Below are 21,331 nucleotides of genomic sequence, written 5' to 3' on the forward strand. Positions count from 1 at the left end.
CAGTCGTTCAGAATAAGGTCGTCTTTTTCCGTGAAAGATGTTATAATTCATGAGGATTTTAATGAGAAGGAATGATGTATAAAAATGTTAAATGTACAAGGTGTAAGTCTCCGTTTTGGAGATCAAAAGTTGTTTGAAGATGTTAATATTAAATTCACTCCAGGTAACTGTTATGGATTGATCGGTGCAAACGGCGCCGGAAAATCCACGTTTTTAAAAATTCTGTCTGGCGATATTGATTCACAGGCAGGCGAAGTTTCCATGCCCCCTGATCACCGAATGGCTGTTTTAAGACAGGATCACTATGCGTATGATGAACAAACGGTGCTGGATGTTGTCATGATGGGTCATGAACGAATGTACAAGGTACGGCAGGAAAAAGACGAGATTTACATGAAGCCTGATTTCTCTGATGAAGACGGAATGAGAGCCGCAGAACTTGAAGGTGAATTTGCTGAAATGAACGGTTATGAGGCCGAGTCTGATGCAGCTGTTCTTTTGAAGGGGCTTGGCATTTATGAAGATGCTCATTACAAAACTCTTTCGGAGCTTCCTGAATCTGAAAAAGTAAAAGTATTGCTTGCTCAGGCGCTTTTCGGAAATCCGGATGTCCTGCTTCTCGATGAGCCTACAAACGGGCTTGATATTGATGCGATTAAATGGCTTGAAGAATTTTTGATTCAATTCGAAAATACTGTTATTGTTGTTTCACACGACCGTCACTTCCTGAACCATGTCTGCACACACATTGCTGATCTTGATTTCGGTAAGATTCAGCTGTATGTCGGCAACTATGATTTTTGGTATGAGTCAAGTCAGCTCGCACTTCGAATGGCACAGGAACAGAATAAAAAGAAAGAAGAAAAGATTGAGGAACTTAAACAGTTTATTGCACGATTCAGTGCGAATGCGTCAAAATCAAAACAGGCAACATCACGTAAGAAGCTCTTGGATAAAATCGAACTGGATGACATTCAGCCATCCTCAAGAAAATATCCGTATATTGCTTTCAAACCGGAACGTGAAATCGGAAACGATCTGTTAACCGTCGATGGCATCACGAAAACAGTCAACGGTGTAAAGGTCTTGGATAATGTCAGTTTCAGTTTGGATCGTGATGATAAAGTGTCACTGACTGGACCGAATGAAATCGCCAAAACGACGCTGATGGAAATACTCATGGGCAAAACAGAACCGGACGAAGGTTCGTTCAAGTGGGGAATCACCACATCTCAAGCATATTTTCCGAAAGATAACAGTGAATATTTTGAAGGGCAGGATGTGCCTCTTGTCGAATGGTTACGTCAGTACTCCCCTGAGGATCAGACGGAGACATTTATCCGTGGTTTTCTTGGCAGGATGCTGTTTTCCGGTGAAGAGGCCAAAAAGAGTGCAGCCGTCCTGTCCGGTGGAGAGAAAGTCAGATGTATGCTGTCAAAAATGATGCTTAGCGGAGCCAATGTGTTATTGCTTGACGAACCGACCAATCATCTTGATCTTGAGAGCATTACGGCGTTGAATAACGGTTTGATTAACTTTAAAGGCGCAATGATTTTCACTTCTCATGACTTGCAGATGAACCAGACGCTGGCTACACGCATCATTGAGATTCAGAATGATGGTTCCATTATGAATAAGAAAATGACATATGAAGAGTATATGGAGAACCAAACAGTTAAAAAATAAAGCATTAAGAAAGCCTGGCCCTATCATCGATGATAGGGCCAGGCTGTTTAAATAACATTTGCTTAATTGGGCACTTTTACTTTCGAAGGGTCAAATTTCTCGGTGCTGATAACAGCATCCATGTTGAGGAAACCGTAAATATGAGGATTCATCATATGATTACCTTTTATATCTTCATAGATGACGGCACTTTCAAGTTTTTGAGCATCGATGGTTAAGAGGACCAGTTCCTCATTCTCTTCATGGTGACTTACCAATGAAGAAATGCCTTCTTCTGAAACGCATGCAATATATCCTGTATCATCAAAGTGATCTGGCCAGTATTCTTCTTCTTCCAAAGCAAAGTCAAGTTCTTCTTTTGTCATCAGATAATAGATCATGGTTCTCACCTCTCGCTGTTCGTATCTGTGTCACTGTTTTCCGTTTAACATACTCTGATTATAAACGACAAAGATCAACTTGTGGAGTGATAACCGTGACAATTCGGCGAACAATGACACTGTATGCATAGTACATAAATCATCATCTATAAATGTTCGATAGTGACTTTGCTTCCTGCTCCTCCAGGGACAGATGATGTAACCAGGAGTTTTCTTGGGATGCGCTCTCTGAGCTCCTTTACATGGCTGATTATTCCGACGGATAAATCGCTGGTCTGCAGCCGTTCCAATGCTCCAATAACCGTTTCGAGAAGGTGTTCGTCCAATGTCCCGAATCCTTCATCCAAGAAGAAAAATTCCAAAGGATGCTGACCTTTTAACTGAATGGTCATGGAGAGGGCCAAAGCAAGCGCAAGAGAGGTGATAAATGTTTCTCCTCCAGAAAGACTGGATACAGGCCTTCTTATACCTCCGTTTGCATCATCACGAATTACAAAACCGCCATCTGAATCGATCTCTATAGCGAATTTTCCTTTTGTTAACTCATACAGCCTCTCTGATGCAAGGCGACTTACTTGTATCAGCTGCTCCTCAGCGATAAATTCAACGAACTGTTTTCCCCGAAACACAATCTGCAGTTTTTCCAAATCTTCCAATAGTGAAACAACTGTCATTCTTTCTTTTTCGAGAACGTCATAACGTTCAGCCCTTTTAACGAGACTTTCGATTTCTTGTTTTTTACGGCCTACCCGATCATACAGGTCTTCCATTTCTTTTTCCAGGCGTCTCGATTCCTGTCGAATTTCTTCTCTCGCTGCTTCAGTCAACTGCAAATTGTCCATTTCGTTTTTTATTGTCCGGTATGATTCCTGACTGTTTTTATATGCTTCCTTTCGCTCATTTAACCTTTCTTTTTGTTTTTCGAGTTCAGCTTTTGGGACAGTATGCTCTAGCACATCTTTTGCATCTTTGAATGATGTCTCATCAAGCCAGTTATGAAAGGATTGTTCCTGTTCATTGAGAAACGAGTTTTTTGATTCAAGATTGCTTTCGAGACGGATAAGCTCATTCGATATACGTTGCAAGTCCTTTTCTTTTTGTTGAACATCCTGATCAGCTTTCTCGAACCTCTCTTTTAAATACAGAATTTTTTCGGAAACGCGCTTTTTTATGTCTTCCGGTTGTTCACCATCTGTTAGTGATTGAACAGATTTATCAATGGTTTCGATTTGTTCAAGTTGAAACGCCAGTTTCGTTTCGGCAGCTGTTTTTTTGACCTGGAGTTTGTAGAGCTCTTCATTTGACTGGTTGATCAAAGCGTTTTTCTTTTCGATCGCAGGCCTTGCATTTTCGAGGCGGCCGAGGATTCTATGATAGAGCTCTTTTTTCTCTTTAAGTGATTGGACAACAGCTTCTGCTTGTTTAAATGGAATGGAAGCCGTATGTTTGCGCCATTCGATTTCTGTTTCTTTCATTTCCCCATCGGTACGGCTGTGCTCCATTATCAGTTGTTTTTTCTGTTCTTCGATACCTGAAAGCCGTTCTTTCGATGTCATCAGCTGATCCTGATGATGGCGTAACTGAGAGAGGGTTTCATGAACATCACTGTAAAGTTTGCCGATCGTTTGAGCAGATGCATGCATGGTCTGCTTCAATCGTCTCAAGCCTTCTTCGAAATCATTCGCATACAAGTCAGGCACCTTTACTTCGTCACCGCTTTCGATTGAGGTGTTCTCTGGAGAAAGAGGGATATTTTCCGCTGTTGACTCAAGTTTAATCCGATGAGTATTGACTTCATCAGTAAGTCTGTCAACTTCCCCGACAAATGTATCGAGTGAAGGAATGTGTTCATCTGCATTTTCAAAAGCTTCAAGATGGTTCACTTCATGATGGACGGAACCGCATAATGGACAAGGTTCGTCAGGATTCAGTCGATCACGGATTTCTGCAAGAAGAGATTCCTGGTGATGTTTCTGCCGACGATTTCTGTTATCTGTTATAATCAGTTTCGCTGATTCCAGTGTTCTTTTGTAGGAAGAGAAGGCGTCATACCAAAACTGCAGTTTACCATATTGGTCATGCAGTTTATTTTGACACAGCTCCTTTTCTTTCTCGATTTGTTCTGTTTGTTTTTTCGTTTCTTTCTGTTTCTCTGTAATATCCAGCAGGTTCTTGTTTAATGTAATGATTCGATTGTTCAAGTCTTTTTTCTGACTGATAATGTGTTCAGTTTGATTGACGAGCCGCTTGTCTTCCTCTGAGATCGTGTATGTTTCGAGATCTTTTTTCAGTTTTTGAACCTCTTTTTCATATCGTGCCAGGTCATGCTGATGGTGACGAAGTGTATTGTTTAGCTGTTCTATGGAAAATTGGAGTTCCTTTTCTTCATTTTGCAATTTTGTATGTTTGTCAGTCAGTTCTTTTCGATCCCCGATCAACCGGATTGCCTGATCCGCTTCGTCATATTGCTTTTCAAGAATCGGTTTTTCACTTTGCATTTGTTTGTCTGAAGAATCTTTAGTTTTTTTGGCCTCGATATACTCATTGTGCACAACATCTTTTTGTTTCAGCTGTGTTTGAATGTCTTGCTGCAAGGCTTCGATATCCCTGTGTAAATCAAGGATTGTTCTTGCCCGTTCTTGTCCATTCAGTGCCGTTTCGGCTTGATTTAATCTTGCCTCTTCGTGAGCCATTTCAGCCGCGTCCTGTTCAAATTGATACAGTTCCGATTGAACAGCTTTCAGTTTTATTGAAAGCTCATCCCACCGCTCTACTTTTTTCAGCTCATCACTGTTCTTTGAAAACTGTTCTTTTTTCATTATCTGTTCTTTTTTAAGATTTTCAAACTCTTTTTTCTGATCTGAGATCATAGTCTTTGACGCGTCACCGAGTCCAGCCTGTTCACTCTTGATGACAGCTAATTGATGGGCTGTATCATCAAGTTTATGCTTCAGTTTTGCATTGAGCCGATCGCCGTATTTTTCAAGGTGAAACAGTCTTTGCAGCATTTTACGTCGTTCAGTCCCTTTCAGAGTCAAAAATTCTGAGAATTTCCCTTGGGGGAGAACCACAGCTCTTGTGAAATCATCAAGCTCAAGTCCTAATAGTTTTATAACTGATTTATCCATATCTGATGCTTTATCAGCAAGCGTTACCGGAGAATTGACTCCTTTAATCAGCCTTGAAACAGTCTGTTTGACGGAACCGTTTTTTTGCAGTTTGAACGATCGCTCGGCTTTATATGATGTCTGATGGTTGCCGGTACCCAGGGTGAAGATGAAAGCTGTATACATTTCGTCTGATGCATGATTGATGATGCCTTCTTTGTTCACGGGAGCCCGCTCAACTTTACCGTACAGGGCGAGTGTAATTGCATCCAGAATCGTCGATTTCCCCGCTCCTGTAGGTCCGAAAATGCCGAATAGACCGGCCTCTGTCAGTTCTTCAAAATCGATTGTCTGTGTTTCTTTGAAACTGTGAATCCCTTTCAATGACAGTTCAATGGGTTTCATCGGTCGGATCCTCCTCGACTAGTTCTATAAAAAGCGATCTCAGCCGATCGTCGGGCTCAGCTCCGCCCATTTGTTTTTTATAGAACATATCAAATAATTCCCGAATGGATAATTCTGCTCTTCGCGTTTCAGGTGATTGCATATCTGGAAAGACAGGCTGAATAATCAGGATTCCAGGATAGTGCTCTTTGATTTTGGCAATGGTCTCGGCTGATGGTGCCTGTTCAAGGTGGACTTTCAAATCAATCCATGCACCAAAGTCTCTGCGTTCGTTCATCCAATGAAACACTTCATCGAAGCCATTTACAGCTTCCCATCTCAAAAGCTGTTTTCCTGAACTGATTGGAATTTCCCGTATGTCGGGTTCATGGCCGGGGGTGATATCGAGAACCGTTACTGATTTTGCAACGCCTCTTTCGCCAAAACTGAAAGCAAGCGGTGAACCCGCGTATCTTGCAGGGCGGATGGTGTGCTTTAGTGTTTGAGGTCTGTGCAAGTGACCGAGTGCCGTATAGTCCACGTTGGATGGAAAGGAATCCGAAGCAATTGTGTACGAGCCGCCGACTTCGATTGGGCGTTCTGAATCGGAACCGTTCCCTCCTGCTGCGAAAACATGACTCATCGCAATATTGACATGGTCTTTAGAGAGGTTCTTTGTCAGTTCGCCGAACATCCAACGGATTTTTTGGTTGTAAGCATCCCGGATCACTTTGTCGTCAGCTTCTTCAGCTAATACCTCTTTCAACCTTGATTCCGATGGATAGGGTAGCCATGGGACGCACAAGGTCTGATCGGCTGCTTTAATATCCACCGTTAGCGGATGTAGTGTAGGCTGTCCCTGGATATAAACTGAGTGACGCTCTAGCATCGCACTTGCTGCTGAAAGCCGTTCAGGGTGGTCGTGATTGCCACTGATTGCAACTACGGTCCGTTTCCCGAAATCAGATAAACGTGAGAGGCTGTCATAAAACAGCCGCTCACTCTTTGCAGGTGGATTAACCGAATCGTAAATGTCTCCGGCGATCAGAACCACATCAATTTCCTCTTCATGGACGATTCCACACAGTTCGTCGATAAATGCTTCATGCTCGTCATGTCTGTCTCTTCCTTCGATTGTGCGTCCGAAATGCCAATCCGCTGTATGAAGAACCCTCATTCTAAAACCTCCTGATCAATGGTTACAATCATGCCATTCTCCACAAGATAAAGGCAGGCTTTGTCGATGTTTTGTTTCCAACTGTCCTTAATAGCTGCAGAGTATAACTTAATCTGAGTCTGATAGCGATTTATAAAATAAGCTCCGATGGCCGAATCATCCTGGAGATGTTCAGGAATTCTGTCTGTTTTATAATCAACAAGGACGAGCTCTCCGTCATTTGACTGATAGAGTGCATCAACCATTCCCTGTATGAATACATGTTCGTCCGAAGGTCCTTCCCAATCGGGATACGCCATTTTTACAGGGGCTTCGAAACTGAATGGGAGCTCTCTCCATACCAGTTTGGCCTCCTTCATCTCCGCACCGGTCTCTGTTTGAAAAAAACGGGCTATCTGCTCCACAGGTAACTGATCGGCTTCTTCATGTGTCAGCCGATCTTCATTGACCCACTGTTTCAACTGAGCTTGGATTTCTTTATTTGAGGTTTGTTTGAGATTGACAAGCTGCATGACAAGATGCACGAGCGTTCCTTTTTCCGCAGGTTTCAGCTTTTTCTGTTGCATAAATGCCGGTCTCTCAGCAAAATCAGGAGTGAAATGACGGACAAAGTCGTCACTCCCATAATCTGAATCAAGGGTTTGCTTTAATTCTGATACAGTCTGTTTTGCAAGATATTGTGTGGCTTCTTTATGGGCATAGCTCCACTCGAACCGCTCTTTGACCTCAAGATCAAGTGCAGGGTCTGATTTGACTGGTGCACCTTTTGCCAGTTGATCAATGATCGTATGCTGTTCAGGTTGAAGATCACCCACATACTGTGGTAAATCTGTTGACTGTGTTAACGTCATCGACCATTTTGAGCGGTCGTCAAGAATTGTCGAAGGAATCGGGATATCTGCAGTCTGGTCACGCAAACATTGTTGAATATCCGGGTGGCGTCCAATTGCCGGGATGATCCAGTCTGCATACCGCTTTGATCTCAGACGCTGTGGAACAGGGATCAGTGGCCCTTCATCATCACCGGCATTCACCCATTTTTCCAATTGATCAGGCAGGTTTTTACCGGAGCCAATCAGGTGCAGTTGTTCTTTCGCTCTCGTCATGGCGACATAAAGCACCCGCATCTCTTCGGCGAGCATCTCACGCCGGGAGATTTCTTTCATCAATTCATGTTGGACGGACGGATACAGGACCCGAAGTTCGGGGTCAAACCATTGTGTGCCAAAGCCGTGTTTCTGATGCATAAGATAGGATTTTCTTAAATCCATCTGATTGAATTCACGATTGATACCTGGAATGAAGACGATCGGAAATTCGAGGCCTTTGCTTTTATGAATGGTCATAAGTCGCACGACATCTTCCTGTTCGCCAATCGCTCTTGCCTCACCGAGGTCATCCCCTCTTTCCTGCATTTTCGCAATGAAGGACAAAAAGCGGTATAAACCGCGGAAACTCGTTTTCTCATAGGCTTTTGCACGGTCGTATAGAGCTTTCAGGTTGGCTTGTCTCTGTTTGCCGCCAGGCATCCCCCCGGCATAGTCATAATAGCCGGTATCGCGGTACAGTTTCCAGATTAACGAGGAGAGGGCTGTTGATCTGGCGGATGATCGCCATTCATCCAGTTTTGTGAGAAAGGATTTCACTTTTATTTGCAACGATTCGTTTTCAACCTGATCTTGATCAGCATAATGATGTATGGCGGAGAAGAAGTCAGACGATGGCAGGTCGATGCGGATTTCGGCCATCTCATCAGCTGAAAGACCGACAATCGGCGAACGTAAAACCGATGCCAAAGGGACATCCTGTTTTGGATTATCAATTATCTTCAGAAGGGCGATCATGATTTGAACTTCAATGGCTGTAAAATACCCATTCGATAAATCTGCATACATCGGTATGCCTGCTGCTTTAAACTCTTCCATAAAGGTATCTGCCCAGGTCATTGAACGGACGAGAATGACAATATCCCTGTATGAAACAGGCCGCTCATGGCCTGTTGAAGGATCAAAGACTGAAGACGATTCAGTCATGGATTTGATTGATGCAATCATCGAGCGCGCTTCTGCCTGTGCAGCTGATAAATCCTGTTCCTTCTCGTCGGAATCAGAATCCGGGGTTTGATGAGGTTCGGTCTCGGATTCATTTTCGGCTACATTGACCAGTTGAACATGAACAAGCGGTGAGAACACCTCCGGGAAACGATGATTTCCCGTGACTAATGAAGCAGCATCATCATAACGGATTTCTCCGACACGTTCATCCATGGTTTGCCGGAAAACATAGTTAACAGCAGACAGGATTTCATCTCTGCTTCGGAAGTTCATGGATAAATCGATAACCATGCCCTCTCCGGAACCGTCTGATGTATATCGTCTGTACTTGTCAAGGAAGATTCCGGGCTCCGCAAGGCGAAAACGGTAGATCGACTGCTTAATATCTCCAACCATAAAGCGGTTGGATGAATTAGAAACCTGAGACAGGATCGCCTCCTGTACTCTGTTTGTATCCTGATATTCGTCAGTCATCACTTCTTGAAAATAATTGCTGTATTGATTGGCAATCGGTTCACCTTTTAACGACGAAGTAAGAATTTTCAGGGCGAAATGTTCAAGGTCACTAAAATCAACAACCCCTTTTTCCCTTTTTTTAATGGCGTATTTTTTCTCGAACCGTTGAATGGTTTTCGCAAGTTCTCGGACCGGTTCTGCTAAAGCACCAAGATCGTTCAATGCATCGTCGAGCGAATTCAGGGCGTAAGCTGACCTTGAATCATCAACGGTTTTCTTAGCCTTGTCTCTCAATTGCTTTATCTTCTCCTGAATTTCGGGATCAAATTCCACTTTTTTAGATAATGGTTTCAAACGTGGAAATGTGACAGATGATAATCGGTCAATTGCTGTACCTGGATGATCAGTCTCCAGGATATTTTTGGCCTGATCCAATTCGAATGCCACTGCATCCCGGTATGGCTCAAACCCCTCGTGGCTGTCGATCAGTTGCAATGCCTCGGAGAGAAAGGAAACCGATTGTGACAGGTTCTCTTTCACAATGCCGGTCAATTCATCAAACCATGGGAGTTCGAAAACATCCCCACTTCCGGCCTTGTCATAAAGGGACGCTGCGTATTGAAGCCATTCGAATGGTTTCGGATGACTGAGAGAAAAGTGATAAACAGCGAGCAAAACCTGTTTGAGTCCCTCGTCACTTCGGTCATTGGAAAACCGTTCCACCATGTCATAAAAACCGTCCGGATTTTTGCTTGAATAGGCTTCTTCAAATAATTCTTCAAGCACTTCATCCCTCAGCAAAACCCCTTCTGTCTCATCAAGAATCCGAAATGACGGATCGATGTCTGTTACATAATAAAAATCACGGACAATGCTCATGCAAAAGGAATGAAGCGTGGAAATCGGAGCTTTATGAAGAAGATTCAGCTGCCTGCGGAGGTGAAGGGATCTGGGCTGTTCTGAAATCTTATCTTCGAGAGCCTCACCTATTCTGTGCCGCATTTCCTGAGCTGCAGCGTTCGTAAAGGTCACAATCAATAGTCTGTCCAAATCTGCAGGATTTTCTTCATCAGTGATCTTACGGATGATCCGCTCAACGAGTACGGCCGTTTTCCCGCTTCCGGCTGCCGCTGCGACGAGGAGATTATTCCCTTCTGCAGAAATGGCGCGCCATTGGTCGTCTGTCCATTTTGAGTTGGCGGGTTTTGGTTGAATATGCATAATTATTCTCCTTCCTCCCGGGTTTGAATCATGTTGATCACTTGATCATCCGAAAGTTTTTTTAAATCTCTGTAGCTGTTCGCCGGGAGTGCCGGATCAAATTGACACAGTGATCTGAATGAACAGAACGTGCATGGCGTTTGATTGGAACGTCTGTATGGATTGATGGCAATATCCCCGCTCAGAATGGCACTGGAGGCCTGTTTGATTTGAGTTTCGATAAAGCGTCGTCCTGCTTCAAGATGTTCACGGTCAATGACTTTTGATTTTTTTGCAAGACTGCCATTTTTATTTCGTTTCAGCGGTGCGATATCGGAGTCGGCTGAATCCCCCATTGTAAGGTCTGTCAGATCGACAGCTTCTTCCTCGTTTAAGATCAGCCCTTTCATTTTAAACTCTTTTAACATTCGCTGGGCAGCTTCTTCGGGTGTCAGTTTACCGGAATCAGATTTGATGACAGGGTTATGGACATGAAAATAAAGCATTCCGGCTGGAATAACGTCTTCTCCATTGGAAAAATAGGCTGCATTTTTCATAATGGCATCGAGATAGACGAGCATTTGCATCGCAAGTCCGTAATACACATCTGATAAAGAAAGATCTGTTTTACTCGATTTGTAATCAATGACACGGATATAAAATCCCTCAGGCGTGTTTGCACTGTCCACACGGTCAATTCTCCCAGCCAGCTCGACCGTTGTTCCGTCATCAAGTGTATAGGATAATGGAGGGAGATCGCTACCTGTACCGAAGCCGAGCTCAACTGCCTCTGGCTGAAAACCAGTCCGTTTTGCCTGTTCCATCAAGATCATCGCAGCACGAATAACGACCTGTTCAAGCTTGGAGAGGATGTATCTGAGTCTGAAGGAGCTTTTCAGTATGTTTCGGTTGATTTTAGGAGCCAAATTTTCAACGATGTTTTTTGATCGTCTCACCGCCTCCGGTTCTGACAGTTCTGTGAATGAACGCCCTTCTTGTTTGAGGTTCGCTGTCAACTCTTTTAAAGCATCATGAAACAGAATGCCGATATCCGGTGCATCGAGACGGAAATATTCCCGCTCTCTGAGTCGGAGTCCATAGTTGGCAAATTGTTTGAATGCACAGGAATAATATTGTTCAAGGCGGGAAACGCTGGCAGTCATTTTTTGACCATAAAGTCCCCGCGCTGCCGTTTTGCTAAGTGAACCCGGGTTGTTATCATAAAACAAACTGGTCAGTGATGTTCTGACCGTCGGGGCATAAGTACGTTCACTCATATACCAGTTGTACACTGACCACCAGATGTCCGGAAGCGGATAGCCCCGTTTCCATCTTTGGAGTCGCTCCGTCAGAAAAGATTGTGTGCCTTCTGGAGATGAGATGAAATAATCATCCTCATCACTGATGTCGAGATCGGCGGGTGATTCAACGGCAATTTCGGTTTTAAGTGCCGGGAACATCTCTTTAACATGATTCAGAATAATCGAAGGTTGCTTCGCTTTGCCTTCATCATCACTTAAGAGGTAAGAAATGATAAGCCTGTCTTTTGGACTTGTCTGAGCCTGGTAAACAAGGTACTGTTCATTTAATAGTTGTCTCTCAGCAGCCGGTGCCAATTCATGTCCGCTTTCGAGCAGCGTAACCCGTTCACGATCAGACATAAAAGCCGACTCTTCAGCAGGCATCGGAATGACACCGTCGTTTGCACCGATCAAAAACGTGCAGGAGATATCACTGAGTCTCGATGTGGCCATCGATGCAGCAACTACCTGATCCAAAGCCGGTGGAATGATCGAATAGGAGATACTCTCAAGCCCGGTGTCGAGCATGTTATTGAACGTGATCGGGTTCATCTTATCTTGTCCGCAGGCTTCTGATGCCTGATCGAAAATACTGATCAATTCTTTCCAGATTTGATCGTGATCTCTTGCCTCCTGAAGCCGGCCTTTATCAAGCGCCTGGTCCCTGAAAGAGGCAAGTTTTTCCGGTACGGATAATGCCACCAGTAAATTGAAAAGTGCCTCGATAATTGAGTTGACGGTGTTTTGAGAGGTTATCTTGTCATGAAACTGAATCAATGGATCAACCATGATTTTATGAAGGTCATGCATGAGTGTGATGGTGTGATCTTCTTCGCCCTCTTTTGCCGCCCGATAAAATTGAAGCCTCTTGTTCCATTGTTCGTAGTCATACCATTGATAACCATTCAAACCGAGAGCCAGTGTGATATTTTCGAATGTATCAAGATGTTCCCTCGTCACTGACTGGTCAATGGGAAATGTTAATTCCGTTTTAAGGCAACGGATCACATCGTCATATCTCCAATTCTTAGAAACAATATCAAGTAAGGATCTGACAAATTCAATCAGCGGATGATGAATGGCACTGCGCTTTGCATCAACGAAGACGGGGATTTGTTCCTCTTCAAAAATGTGTTCGATCAAATCCCTGTAGTCATCGGGATTTCTTGATAGAACGGCGAAATCTTTGTAGCGGTAATTCTCTTGACGGACAAGCCTACGAATCTCTCTTGCGATAAATCGAATCTCAGCACGCTTGTTCACAGCAGCGACTATATTGACTCCACTGTGATCATCAGACGGATCTGCAGGCCTTTGATTACTCATTGCCTCCAAATGACGGAGCCCTTTCTTTTGAAAACGGGTCCGTTCTTCAAAATGAACAGCTGGTTTTAATCCGATTTGCAAATGATTTGCAGCGATCAGGGTACGCTGTGCCGTGTTTGCTGTTTCAAAGAATAAGTCAAACGGGTCGAGCTCTTCATCTGCAGAGGGCAATTTATCAAGCGTCAGTGCCATGATGACTTGCTTTGATGACGTCATCAGTTCATGTAAAAAAGCCTCTTCCAAAGGACTGAAATGATGATAACCGTCAACTGCTATCATTGCTTCTTTCAGCATCTCAGAGTACTTCACCTGTTCAATAGCCAAAGAAAAGTCATCCTCTGATGCAAGGCGTACAGAAGCTGTTTGCTCACTAATCTTGTTCATAATCAAAGACAGATCATATAACTTGTCTTTCAGCCCGACCGGGAGTGATTCGTCCTCTGCCATCGCTTCTATATCTTCGGCACTTTGGTTGTAACGTTTGCATTCCGTAATCATTGATTCGAGCTTGTCTATAAATCCTGCCGTACCCGTTGCATGTTCAAACACTCTGAATTCGGACTTGTGATCCTCTGTTATTTTTCGTAATAACATATTGACACCCGTCTGTTTCAGGTGAACAAGGGCTCCACCACCCTGTTCCTGAATGATCATATGTGCAAGGCGGCTGAACCCGGTAACCCGAATTCTGGTCGTTCCTTTGCCCAGTCGCTTCAAGAATCTTTTTTCTGCCTGAAACGTCATCTGATCAGGTACGAGATAAAGTAAAGGCGGTCCTGACGGGTCTTTCATTTCCTCATCGATAAAAACATCCTCTAAATATTTGGACTTCCCGCTGCCGGATCTTCCTGTAATCATCTGCAACGTCATAAAGCACCTCCATGCAATCGTATGTTCGTAATAATATTATAGCAGATTCTGTCATTGATTTAAACTGTTTTAAGGGGTTATTTTTGCTATACTGTTAAAGTGGATAAACAGTTGTTATTTGATTATCCTGCATGCATCAAGTAAATCATGCGCCTGTTTGTTCACCAATCCTGAACAGGACAAAATAAACGATAAAATGTGGTGAGTTCCGTGAAATCATTCTTTAAATCCTTCCTGATCGGCCAGCGCATGATGAAAACAGGGATTGCTGTTGCGGTGACATCCTTTATTTGCCTGTGGTTTAATCTCCCTGCTATTTATGCGGTTATTACAGCCATTGTAACCATCGAACCGAATACTTATGACTCCGTCCGGAAAGGAATAGTCCGGTTTCCCGCGGCTGCAATAGGGGCCGGAATTGCAACGTTGTCTGTTTATTTTCTTGGAGAGACGTTTGCCACTTACACAATAGCGGCACTCGGTACAATTTATCTTTGTCAAAAACTGAAACTGTTTGACGGTACACTGGTTGCAACTCTTACTGCAGTTGCAATGATTCCGGAACTCGACGGTCCCCTTTTTATGCAGTTTTTGACCAGGCTGAGCACAACAATGATCGGGATCAGTGTCTCTTCCATCGTAAACATCACCATTTTTCCTGCGAATTATTTTAAACGGATTCATCATCAGACTTTTGTCCATATTGATGAAGCGAAGCGCGTTTTACAAGGGTTGGTGCTGCCTTACAGTATGACTCAAAATGTGAACGTGGACACGATGCACTATATGAAATTCAAACGTTCGTTGGCGAAAACCGATCAGCTCATGGGTTTTCAGCGAAAAGAACTGAGGGTCCACCGGTTCCGCTTCAAAAATCACCGGAATTTCTTGATTTTAAGGGAACGCATGGATCTCCTTCATCGCCTTGAGCTTCACCTTGGCAACTTGCAGTTTCTCGGAAGAATTCAGGAACTGACACTGATTGAACGGGAGCTTCTTGACGAAATCGCAAGACTTTTGCCTACGATTGATTACTACCATGAAAATGAGAAAGAAGGTATTTCGGACGAGCACTTCAAGATCATTCATGAGCTTGATCAGGCGCTCCGCTATGAGTATGGCCAGTCAGAACAGGATCAGGCAATCGGTAAAAACCATTATTTAAATCATAATACACGGTTTTTTTATGAGCTGCTTTCTTCTTTTGAAATTCTCGGTGATTTGTATTCACAGCAAAAAAACCCTTCGCTATGAAGGGTTTAAAGCTGTTCGTCCGGCAACAGGTCGATATCCATGTTTTTTTGCTTCATTTTTTTCCTGATCAGTACCGGGATTGTAAATGCGATTAAAAAAGTGGCTGCGGTCATACTGATCATGGCAGGACTCAAGTCAACGATCGACGCGCCGAGAAAGTTAAAGGCCAGTGTGCCGGGAATGATACCGACCATGGTCGCTCTGAAGTAAATATGAAATTTCACTCTCGATAAGGCTGACAGGTAACTCAGAAAATCAAAATTGATGACGGGGATGATTCGTAGTGCAGTAATGTAGAAAAAACCATTGTTTTCGATATTCTGCTGAATGACCTCGCCTCTTCCGGACCATTTTTTAGCTCTGATTTTATGGCCGACCTTTCTCATGATAAAAAACGAGAGTGCAGCACCTGCAAGCGACCCGATATAGGTTACTGCGGGTCCAATAATGGGTCCGAATGAGAGCCCGCCCGCCATTGCCATGATCGAGGCAGGAAACAGAACAAACGGGCGGAGCGCAAAAAGCAATATAAAGACCAATGGTGCAATAATACCGAAGCTGAGCATAAATGTCTGAATCTGTTCGGGTCCCGTCGTGGAAAAGTGCTCAAAAAACATATATAACAAACCGGCAATTACCGCGAATAGCATCAGTTTTAATAAGAGTTTCCAAGGCATGAAATGAATCGTCCTTTCAGTTCAGGTTATTGTCCTATACCTGTTTTCGAAACATGTTACACATCACTTCATTAATTCAGAGATATCGTAATCCCGGGGTTTCAGGGTCGTTTCCTGTTTCAAACCCATTCGTGCCAATTCCGCTCCGACAAATGGACCTGAGGTCAAACCGCTGGAGCCCAACCCATTTGCGGTATAAAGTCCGGGCAATTCGGGAAATTCGCCAAAAACAGGTACTGAATTTCCTGCAAACGGGCGTATCCCGGTTCTCATTTCGAGGATTTCAGCATCTTGAAATCCCGGAGCAAACGGGAGAACACGGGAGAGAATTTCATGCATACCGCCCATCGTTACTGTCGTATCAAAGTGTTTATTTTCCTCCCTGGTTGCCCCAATTACCATTCTGCCATCCTCAAACGGTAAGACATAATAATCATTTGGCGGTAAGACAACCGGCCAATGATCATTCTTTATACCGTGCAGCTTCACATGAAGAATCTGCCCTTTTTGCGGTCTGAGATTCATATTCAGCCGCTTCCCTTTAAATACCGAGTTAGCCCATGCGCCAGGCGTCATAATAACATTCGGTGTTTCCTTCTCATCATAACCTGTTCTGACAATAAACCGGTGGTCGCCTGTAGGTGTTACCGTTGCATCCCCTCTGATATGAACGGCACCCAGTTTGACCGCGCCCATGATTAAGGCGTCCCGAAGTTTTCGGCCGTCGACCCTGGCTCCCCCTGATACATAGACGCCTCTGTATAAGTTGGCTGCGAGTGGAAACATGCTTTGGACTTCCTGTTCGTCCAAGTATTGAATATCACCGATCTCAGGGGCCTCTTCCCTTCTTGTTATGGCTCTGTTGAACTTCTCTTCGAGCTTGGACCATTCGGTATCGATGGCAATCGTACCGTTATTCACATAACCGGTATTCAAATCAGTCAGTTCTTCAAGTTCAGGAATCAGCGTATGATAATAAGCGGCTCCCTCCTTCACGATATTATACCAGGCTTTGTTTCTGCGCTTTGAAAGCCATGGACAGATAATACCCGCTGCAGCGTCTGTTGCTTGCCCTTTTACGCCCTTATCTATGACAGTTACTTTTGCTCCTGTTTTTGACAGATGATAAGCGGCAGATGCGCCTACAATGCCACCGCCAATAATAATATAATCTGACACGTATCCCCACTCCTTATTTTGATGTAACTCCTCACATTAAAACAGGCGGGCAAGAGAAACGCAAATCCTTTGAGAAGCTTGCACTATCGATGAATATTTGATAAGGTTGCTGTGAACATAAAAGATATTCTTGACTTCTGAAGGAAGTGAGAGTAGAGGAGCAATGCACATCAGTATGTCCGTTGAGGATGTTGAAATCCTGCGATTCGGAATGAAAGGGTGTATTGCCGAAGTGGATCTGCATTCAACTGTTTGTCCACTGGATCTGATTCCGAACAGGACCAGAACTGTCGTACAGCCATATGGCTGTATGGGGAGCTATCTCACGCTGGAACCGATGATCCGGCAGCATGAGCTCTCATGCTGTTTTTTTGTTTCAGCAGAATAGCTCTATTCAATCGCCACAGGCGAAATTTATGAATAGAGGTGTTGCAATATGAATTTTGGACAAATGATTACTGCGATGGTTACGCCGTTTAACGACGACATGGAAGTGGATTTTGAACGGACAGAACAACTGATTGAACACTTGATCCGAACGGGTTCGGATGCGATTGTCATTTCGGGTACTACTGGAGAAGCGCCTACTTTATCTATCGATGAAAAGAACGCTTTATTCCGTTTTTGTGTAAATACCGTTAACGGCCGTATACCTGTCATTGCAGGAACCGGGACAAACAGCACAGCCATGGCGCTTGAACTGACGAAAATGGCTGAGATTGCCGGCGCTGATGGTGTAATGCTGATGGCCCCTTATTATAATAAACCGAATCAGCAAGGGATGTATGAACATTTCAAAGCCATTGCCACGTCTACGACCCTGCCTGTCATGCTTTATAATGTGCCAGGGCGGACAGGTGTCAATCTCTTGCCAGAGACGACAATCAGGCTCTCAAGAATCCCGAATATTGTCTCCGTAAAAGAGGCTAGTGGTGATCTCGACGCAATCTCTGAGATCATTGAACAAACATCGGAAGAGTTCTCTGTATACAGTGGCGACGACAGTCTTACACTTCCGGCAATGTCTGTTGGGGCAAACGGGGTTGTTTCTGTATCCTCTCATGTTGTAGGCGACGAAATGAAACAAATGATCGACTTCTTTCAGGAAGGCAAGTTCAGGGAGGCTGCAGCGATTCACAGACACCTCGTACCGATTATGAACGGAATGTTTATTGCACCCAGCCCTGCCCCTGTAAAAGCAGCACTTGAGATGATAGGAGTTTTAACCGGATCTGTCCGTTTACCGATCGTACCCGTTGATGATGAGGAAAAAGAGACGATTCACAGGCTCTTGACATATAAAATATACTCTTCTGCTGTATAAACGAAACTATTTATCAGAAGCGAAAAGACACCAGTCAAACCGGTGTCTTTTTTTCGTTTTAAGTACTTTGTGGATCGTTAAGCATTCGTTGCAGTTTTCTGGATGCGCTTAATACGTAACGTTTGACGTCCTGTTCGTTCATGTTCAGTCTGATAGCCGTTTCCTGAATCGCATTTTTCCCGTTCACAATAAGACTGCCGTGAAATTTAGTGAATTCCTGTTCCACGAGTCTGAACTGTTTGTAAATGTTCCTTTCCGGTTCAGGCAACAGAGGAATAAATTCATCCTTTAATTTAAAATAGTTATCATGTTCCATCAGGACACCTCCCTTTCTGTCAGTATACCTTGATGGAATCATAATGAAAACCTATAAACTGTTACATATTAATATACCGATTATTTTAATCTGTATCATGCTATTGGTACAGCTCATTTTTTTCTATTTTCATAAACAAAGTCTGTTATATAAGTATTTTTGATAAGGAGAGCGAAATGCAAGAAATGAAAAATAGAATCTGTTTCATTTGAATGATGAATCTGTGTTATTGTCATTAGACCGTCACATTTACCTGTTTGTTTTCGGTGGGAAATCCACTATACTTAAGTTAGATCAATAAGTGATTGATTTCACAACAGCAGTCATTCAGATTGAACGAATAAAATATTTTCTGGAGGCGTTAATTATGAGTATGACTATGGAAACTTTACAACAACCGGCATGGGAATCTTTTCAGGCAGGCAACTGGCAGTCCACAATTGATGTACGTGACTTCATTCAAAAAAACTACTCTCTGTATGAAGGCGATGAATCGTTTTTAACAGAAGCAACTGAAGCCACCTCTTCTCTTTGGGATCAGGTTATGGAACTGTCCCGACTTGAGCGGGAACGCGGCGGAGTTTACGACATGGACACGGAAATTGTTTCTTCTATTGTTTCTCATGGGCCAGGATACCTTGACAAGAGCAAGGAAAAAATCACGGGTGTTCAGACAGATGTACCTTTCAAACGATCCATGCAGCCATTTGGCGGATTGAGAATGGCAAAAGCCTCATTGGAATCCTACGGTTATGAATTGAATTCTGAGGTGGAAGCCTTTTTTGCAAATAATCGAAAAACCCATAACCAGGGTGTGTTCGATGCGTATACCCCAGAAATGAAGCTTGCTCGTAAAGTCGGTATTATTACAGGACTTCCTGATGCATATGGACGCGGACGTATTATTGGCGACTATCGTCGTGTTGCACTGTACGGTGTGGATTTCCTGATTGAAGAGAAAAAGAAAGAAATGAAAGTAACGGAAGGCGTCATGTCATCAGAAAATATTCAGCTTCGTGAAGAGATGGCAGAACAGCTGAGAGCATTGAAAGAACTTGCTGAACTCGGAAAAATGTATGGATTCGATTTGAATCGTCCTGCAATGAATACAGTTGAAGCATTCCAGTGGCTCTATCTTGGCTATCTTGCTGCAGTTAAAGAACAAAATGGTGCTGCAATGAGTCTTGGACGAGTATCAACATTCCTCGACATTTACGTTGAGAGAGATATGAGTAAAGGTCTCATTAACGAACAGGAAGTGCAGGAAATTGTTGATCATTTCATTATGAAGCTTCGTCTTGTGAAATTCGCAAGAACGCCTGAGTATAACGATCTTTTCAGCGGGGATCCGACATGGGTTACAGAATCTATTGGCGGTATCGGTGAAGATGGACGCCCTCTGGTAACGAAGAACTCTTTCCGTTTCCTCCACTCTCTGCACAATCTTGGACCGGCTCCAGAGCCGAACCTGACTGTACTTTGGTCTCCGGATCTTCCAGAAGCGTTTAAGCTCTATTGCTCAAAGATGTCTATCGAGACAAGCTCCGTGCAGTATGAAAATGATGATCTGATGCGTCCGGAATACGGCGATGACTACGGAATTGCCTGCTGCGTATCAGCAATGACAATTGGAAAACAGATGCAGTTTTTCGGCGCACGTGCGAATCTCGCAAAAGGGCTTCTCTATGCGATTAACGGTGGAGTGGATGAAATGGCTAAAGTCCAGGTCACTCCGGGCGTTGAGCCGATCACGTCTGAATACCTTGATTATGATGAAGTTCGTCATAACTTTGATCAGGTCATGGAATGGCTCGCAGGCCTCTATATCAATACACTGAACATCATTCACTATATGCATGACAAGTACAGCTATGAGCGTATCGAAATGGCGCTTCATGACCGAGATGTTCGCCGCACGATGGCTACTGGTATTGCAGGTTTGTCAGTTGCCGCAGATTCACTCAGTGCAATCAAACACGGAAAAGTCCGAGTAATCCGTGATGAAGATGGTCTTGCTGTTGATTATGAAGCAGAAGGCGACTATCCGAAATTCGGGAATGATGATGACCGGGTTGACATGATTGCCAAAGAACTGGTTGAGGTCTTTTCTCAGAAACTGAAAAAGCATGCCACTTATCGCAACGCTGAAACGACAATGTCGATCTTGACGATCACTTCCAATGTCGTTTACGGTAAAAAGACCGGTAACACACCATGTGGAAGAAAAGCCGGTGAACCATTTGCACCAGGTGCAAACCCGCTTCACGGACGTGATACGAAAGGCGCTTTAGCATCATTGAACTCTGTTGCGAAAATGCCATATAAAGATGCGCTTGACGGCATCTCCAATACATTCTCCATTGTACCAAAGGCTTTGGGTAAAGAGGATGCCATGCAAAGAGCCAATCTTTCAGCAATCCTTGATGGTTATATCGTAAAGAACGGTCACCATTTAAATATCAACGTCTTTAACAGGGAAACACTGATGGATGCCATGGAGCGCCCTGAAGAATACCCACAGCTGACAATCCGTGTATCCGGATACGCAGTCAACTTTATTAAATTAACTCGTGAACAGCAGATTGATGTTATCAACCGAACATTCCACGAGTCTATGTAAGACAATCTATATGTAAGAGA

The 21,331-nt window shown here is 43.7% G+C and carries 12 protein-coding genes and 1 riboswitch; of the genes, 4 read left to right on the forward strand and 8 right to left on the reverse strand.

The genetic code is table 11. The features are described from left to right. Positions 1–84: 84 nt before the first annotated feature. Positions 85–1,686 (forward strand): ABC-F family ATP-binding cassette domain-containing protein, encoded by a 1,602-nt coding sequence (locus BSEL_RS10110; protein ID WP_013172905.1) that lies wholly within the window; start codon positions 85–87, stop codon positions 1,684–1,686. Between the two features lie 62 nt (positions 1,687–1,748). On the opposite strand, the gene BSEL_RS10115 is transcribed toward BSEL_RS10110, so the two are convergent. The 5 genes from BSEL_RS10115 to addB all read right to left on the reverse strand — a co-directional run bounded on the left by BSEL_RS10115 (position 1,749) and on the right by addB (position 13,941). After that, positions 1,749–2,066 (reverse strand): DUF952 domain-containing protein, encoded by a 318-nt coding sequence (locus tag BSEL_RS10115; RefSeq protein WP_013172906.1) that lies wholly within the window; start codon positions 2,064–2,066, stop codon positions 1,749–1,751. Positions 2,067–2,212: 146 nt separating this feature from the next. Then, on the reverse strand, positions 2,213–5,578 hold the full coding sequence (locus BSEL_RS10120) for an AAA family ATPase (protein ID WP_013172907.1): 3,366 nt from the start codon (positions 5,576–5,578) through the stop codon (positions 2,213–2,215). Then, the gene (locus BSEL_RS10125; protein WP_013172908.1) at positions 5,565–6,734 is read right to left on the reverse strand and encodes a metallophosphoesterase family protein; all 1,170 of its coding nucleotides are present in this window, start codon (positions 6,732–6,734) and stop codon (positions 5,565–5,567) included. Before BSEL_RS10125 ends, BSEL_RS10120 begins: the two co-directional genes overlap by 14 nt. After that, entirely contained in the window at positions 6,731–10,465 is a 3,735-nt protein-coding gene (gene addA, locus BSEL_RS10130; RefSeq protein ID WP_013172909.1) for a helicase-exonuclease AddAB subunit AddA, read from the reverse strand. The genes BSEL_RS10125 and addA overlap by 4 nt, the downstream gene beginning before the upstream one ends. 2 nt (positions 10,466–10,467) lie before the next feature. Next, complete coding sequence (gene addB, locus BSEL_RS10135) at positions 10,468–13,941, reverse strand: helicase-exonuclease AddAB subunit AddB (protein ID WP_013172910.1); 3,474 nt, start codon at positions 13,939–13,941, stop codon at positions 10,468–10,470. Between the two features lie 210 nt (positions 13,942–14,151). Between addB and BSEL_RS10140 the strand changes: the two genes are divergently transcribed. Beyond that, positions 14,152–15,195 (forward strand): FUSC family protein, encoded by a 1,044-nt coding sequence (locus BSEL_RS10140; RefSeq protein WP_013172911.1) that lies wholly within the window; start codon positions 14,152–14,154, stop codon positions 15,193–15,195. Positions 15,196–15,200: 5 nt separating this feature from the next. On the opposite strand, the gene BSEL_RS10145 is transcribed toward BSEL_RS10140, so the two are convergent. Next, positions 15,201–15,872: a TVP38/TMEM64 family protein gene (locus BSEL_RS10145; RefSeq protein WP_013172912.1), complete on the reverse strand. Its 672-nt coding sequence runs from the start codon at positions 15,870–15,872 to the stop codon at positions 15,201–15,203. Positions 15,873–15,935: 63 nt separating this feature from the next. After that, positions 15,936–17,051: an NAD(P)/FAD-dependent oxidoreductase gene (locus BSEL_RS10150; protein ID WP_013172913.1), complete on the reverse strand. Its 1,116-nt coding sequence runs from the start codon at positions 17,049–17,051 to the stop codon at positions 15,936–15,938. 145 nt (positions 17,052–17,196) lie between these two features. Next, a riboswitch (Lysine riboswitch) is annotated at positions 17,197–17,380 on the forward strand. 107 nt (positions 17,381–17,487) lie between these two features. On the opposite strand from BSEL_RS10150, the gene dapA reads away from it, so the two are divergent. Beyond that, positions 17,488–18,375, forward strand: coding sequence for a 4-hydroxy-tetrahydrodipicolinate synthase (gene dapA, locus BSEL_RS10160; protein WP_013172914.1), 888 nt, complete (start codon positions 17,488–17,490; stop codon positions 18,373–18,375). 58 nt (positions 18,376–18,433) lie between these two features. Here dapA and BSEL_RS10165 read toward each other — a convergent pair whose 3' ends face one another. Beyond that, complete coding sequence (locus BSEL_RS10165; RefSeq protein ID WP_013172915.1) at positions 18,434–18,691, reverse strand: hypothetical protein; 258 nt, start codon at positions 18,689–18,691, stop codon at positions 18,434–18,436. A 379-nt stretch (positions 18,692–19,070) separates the two neighbouring features. On the opposite strand from BSEL_RS10165, the gene pflB reads away from it, so the two are divergent. Beyond that, positions 19,071–21,311 carry a formate C-acetyltransferase gene (pflB, locus tag BSEL_RS10170; protein ID WP_049773726.1) on the forward strand — a complete coding sequence of 747 codons (2,241 nt, stop codon included), beginning with the start codon at positions 19,071–19,073 and terminating at the stop codon, positions 21,309–21,311. The last annotated feature ends 20 nt before the right edge of the window (positions 21,312–21,331 follow it).

Origin of the sequence: [Bacillus] selenitireducens MLS10, from assembly GCF_000093085.1 — a bacterium.
Classification (GTDB): domain Bacteria; phylum Bacillota; class Bacilli; order Bacillales; family Salisediminibacteriaceae; genus Salisediminibacterium; species Salisediminibacterium selenitireducens.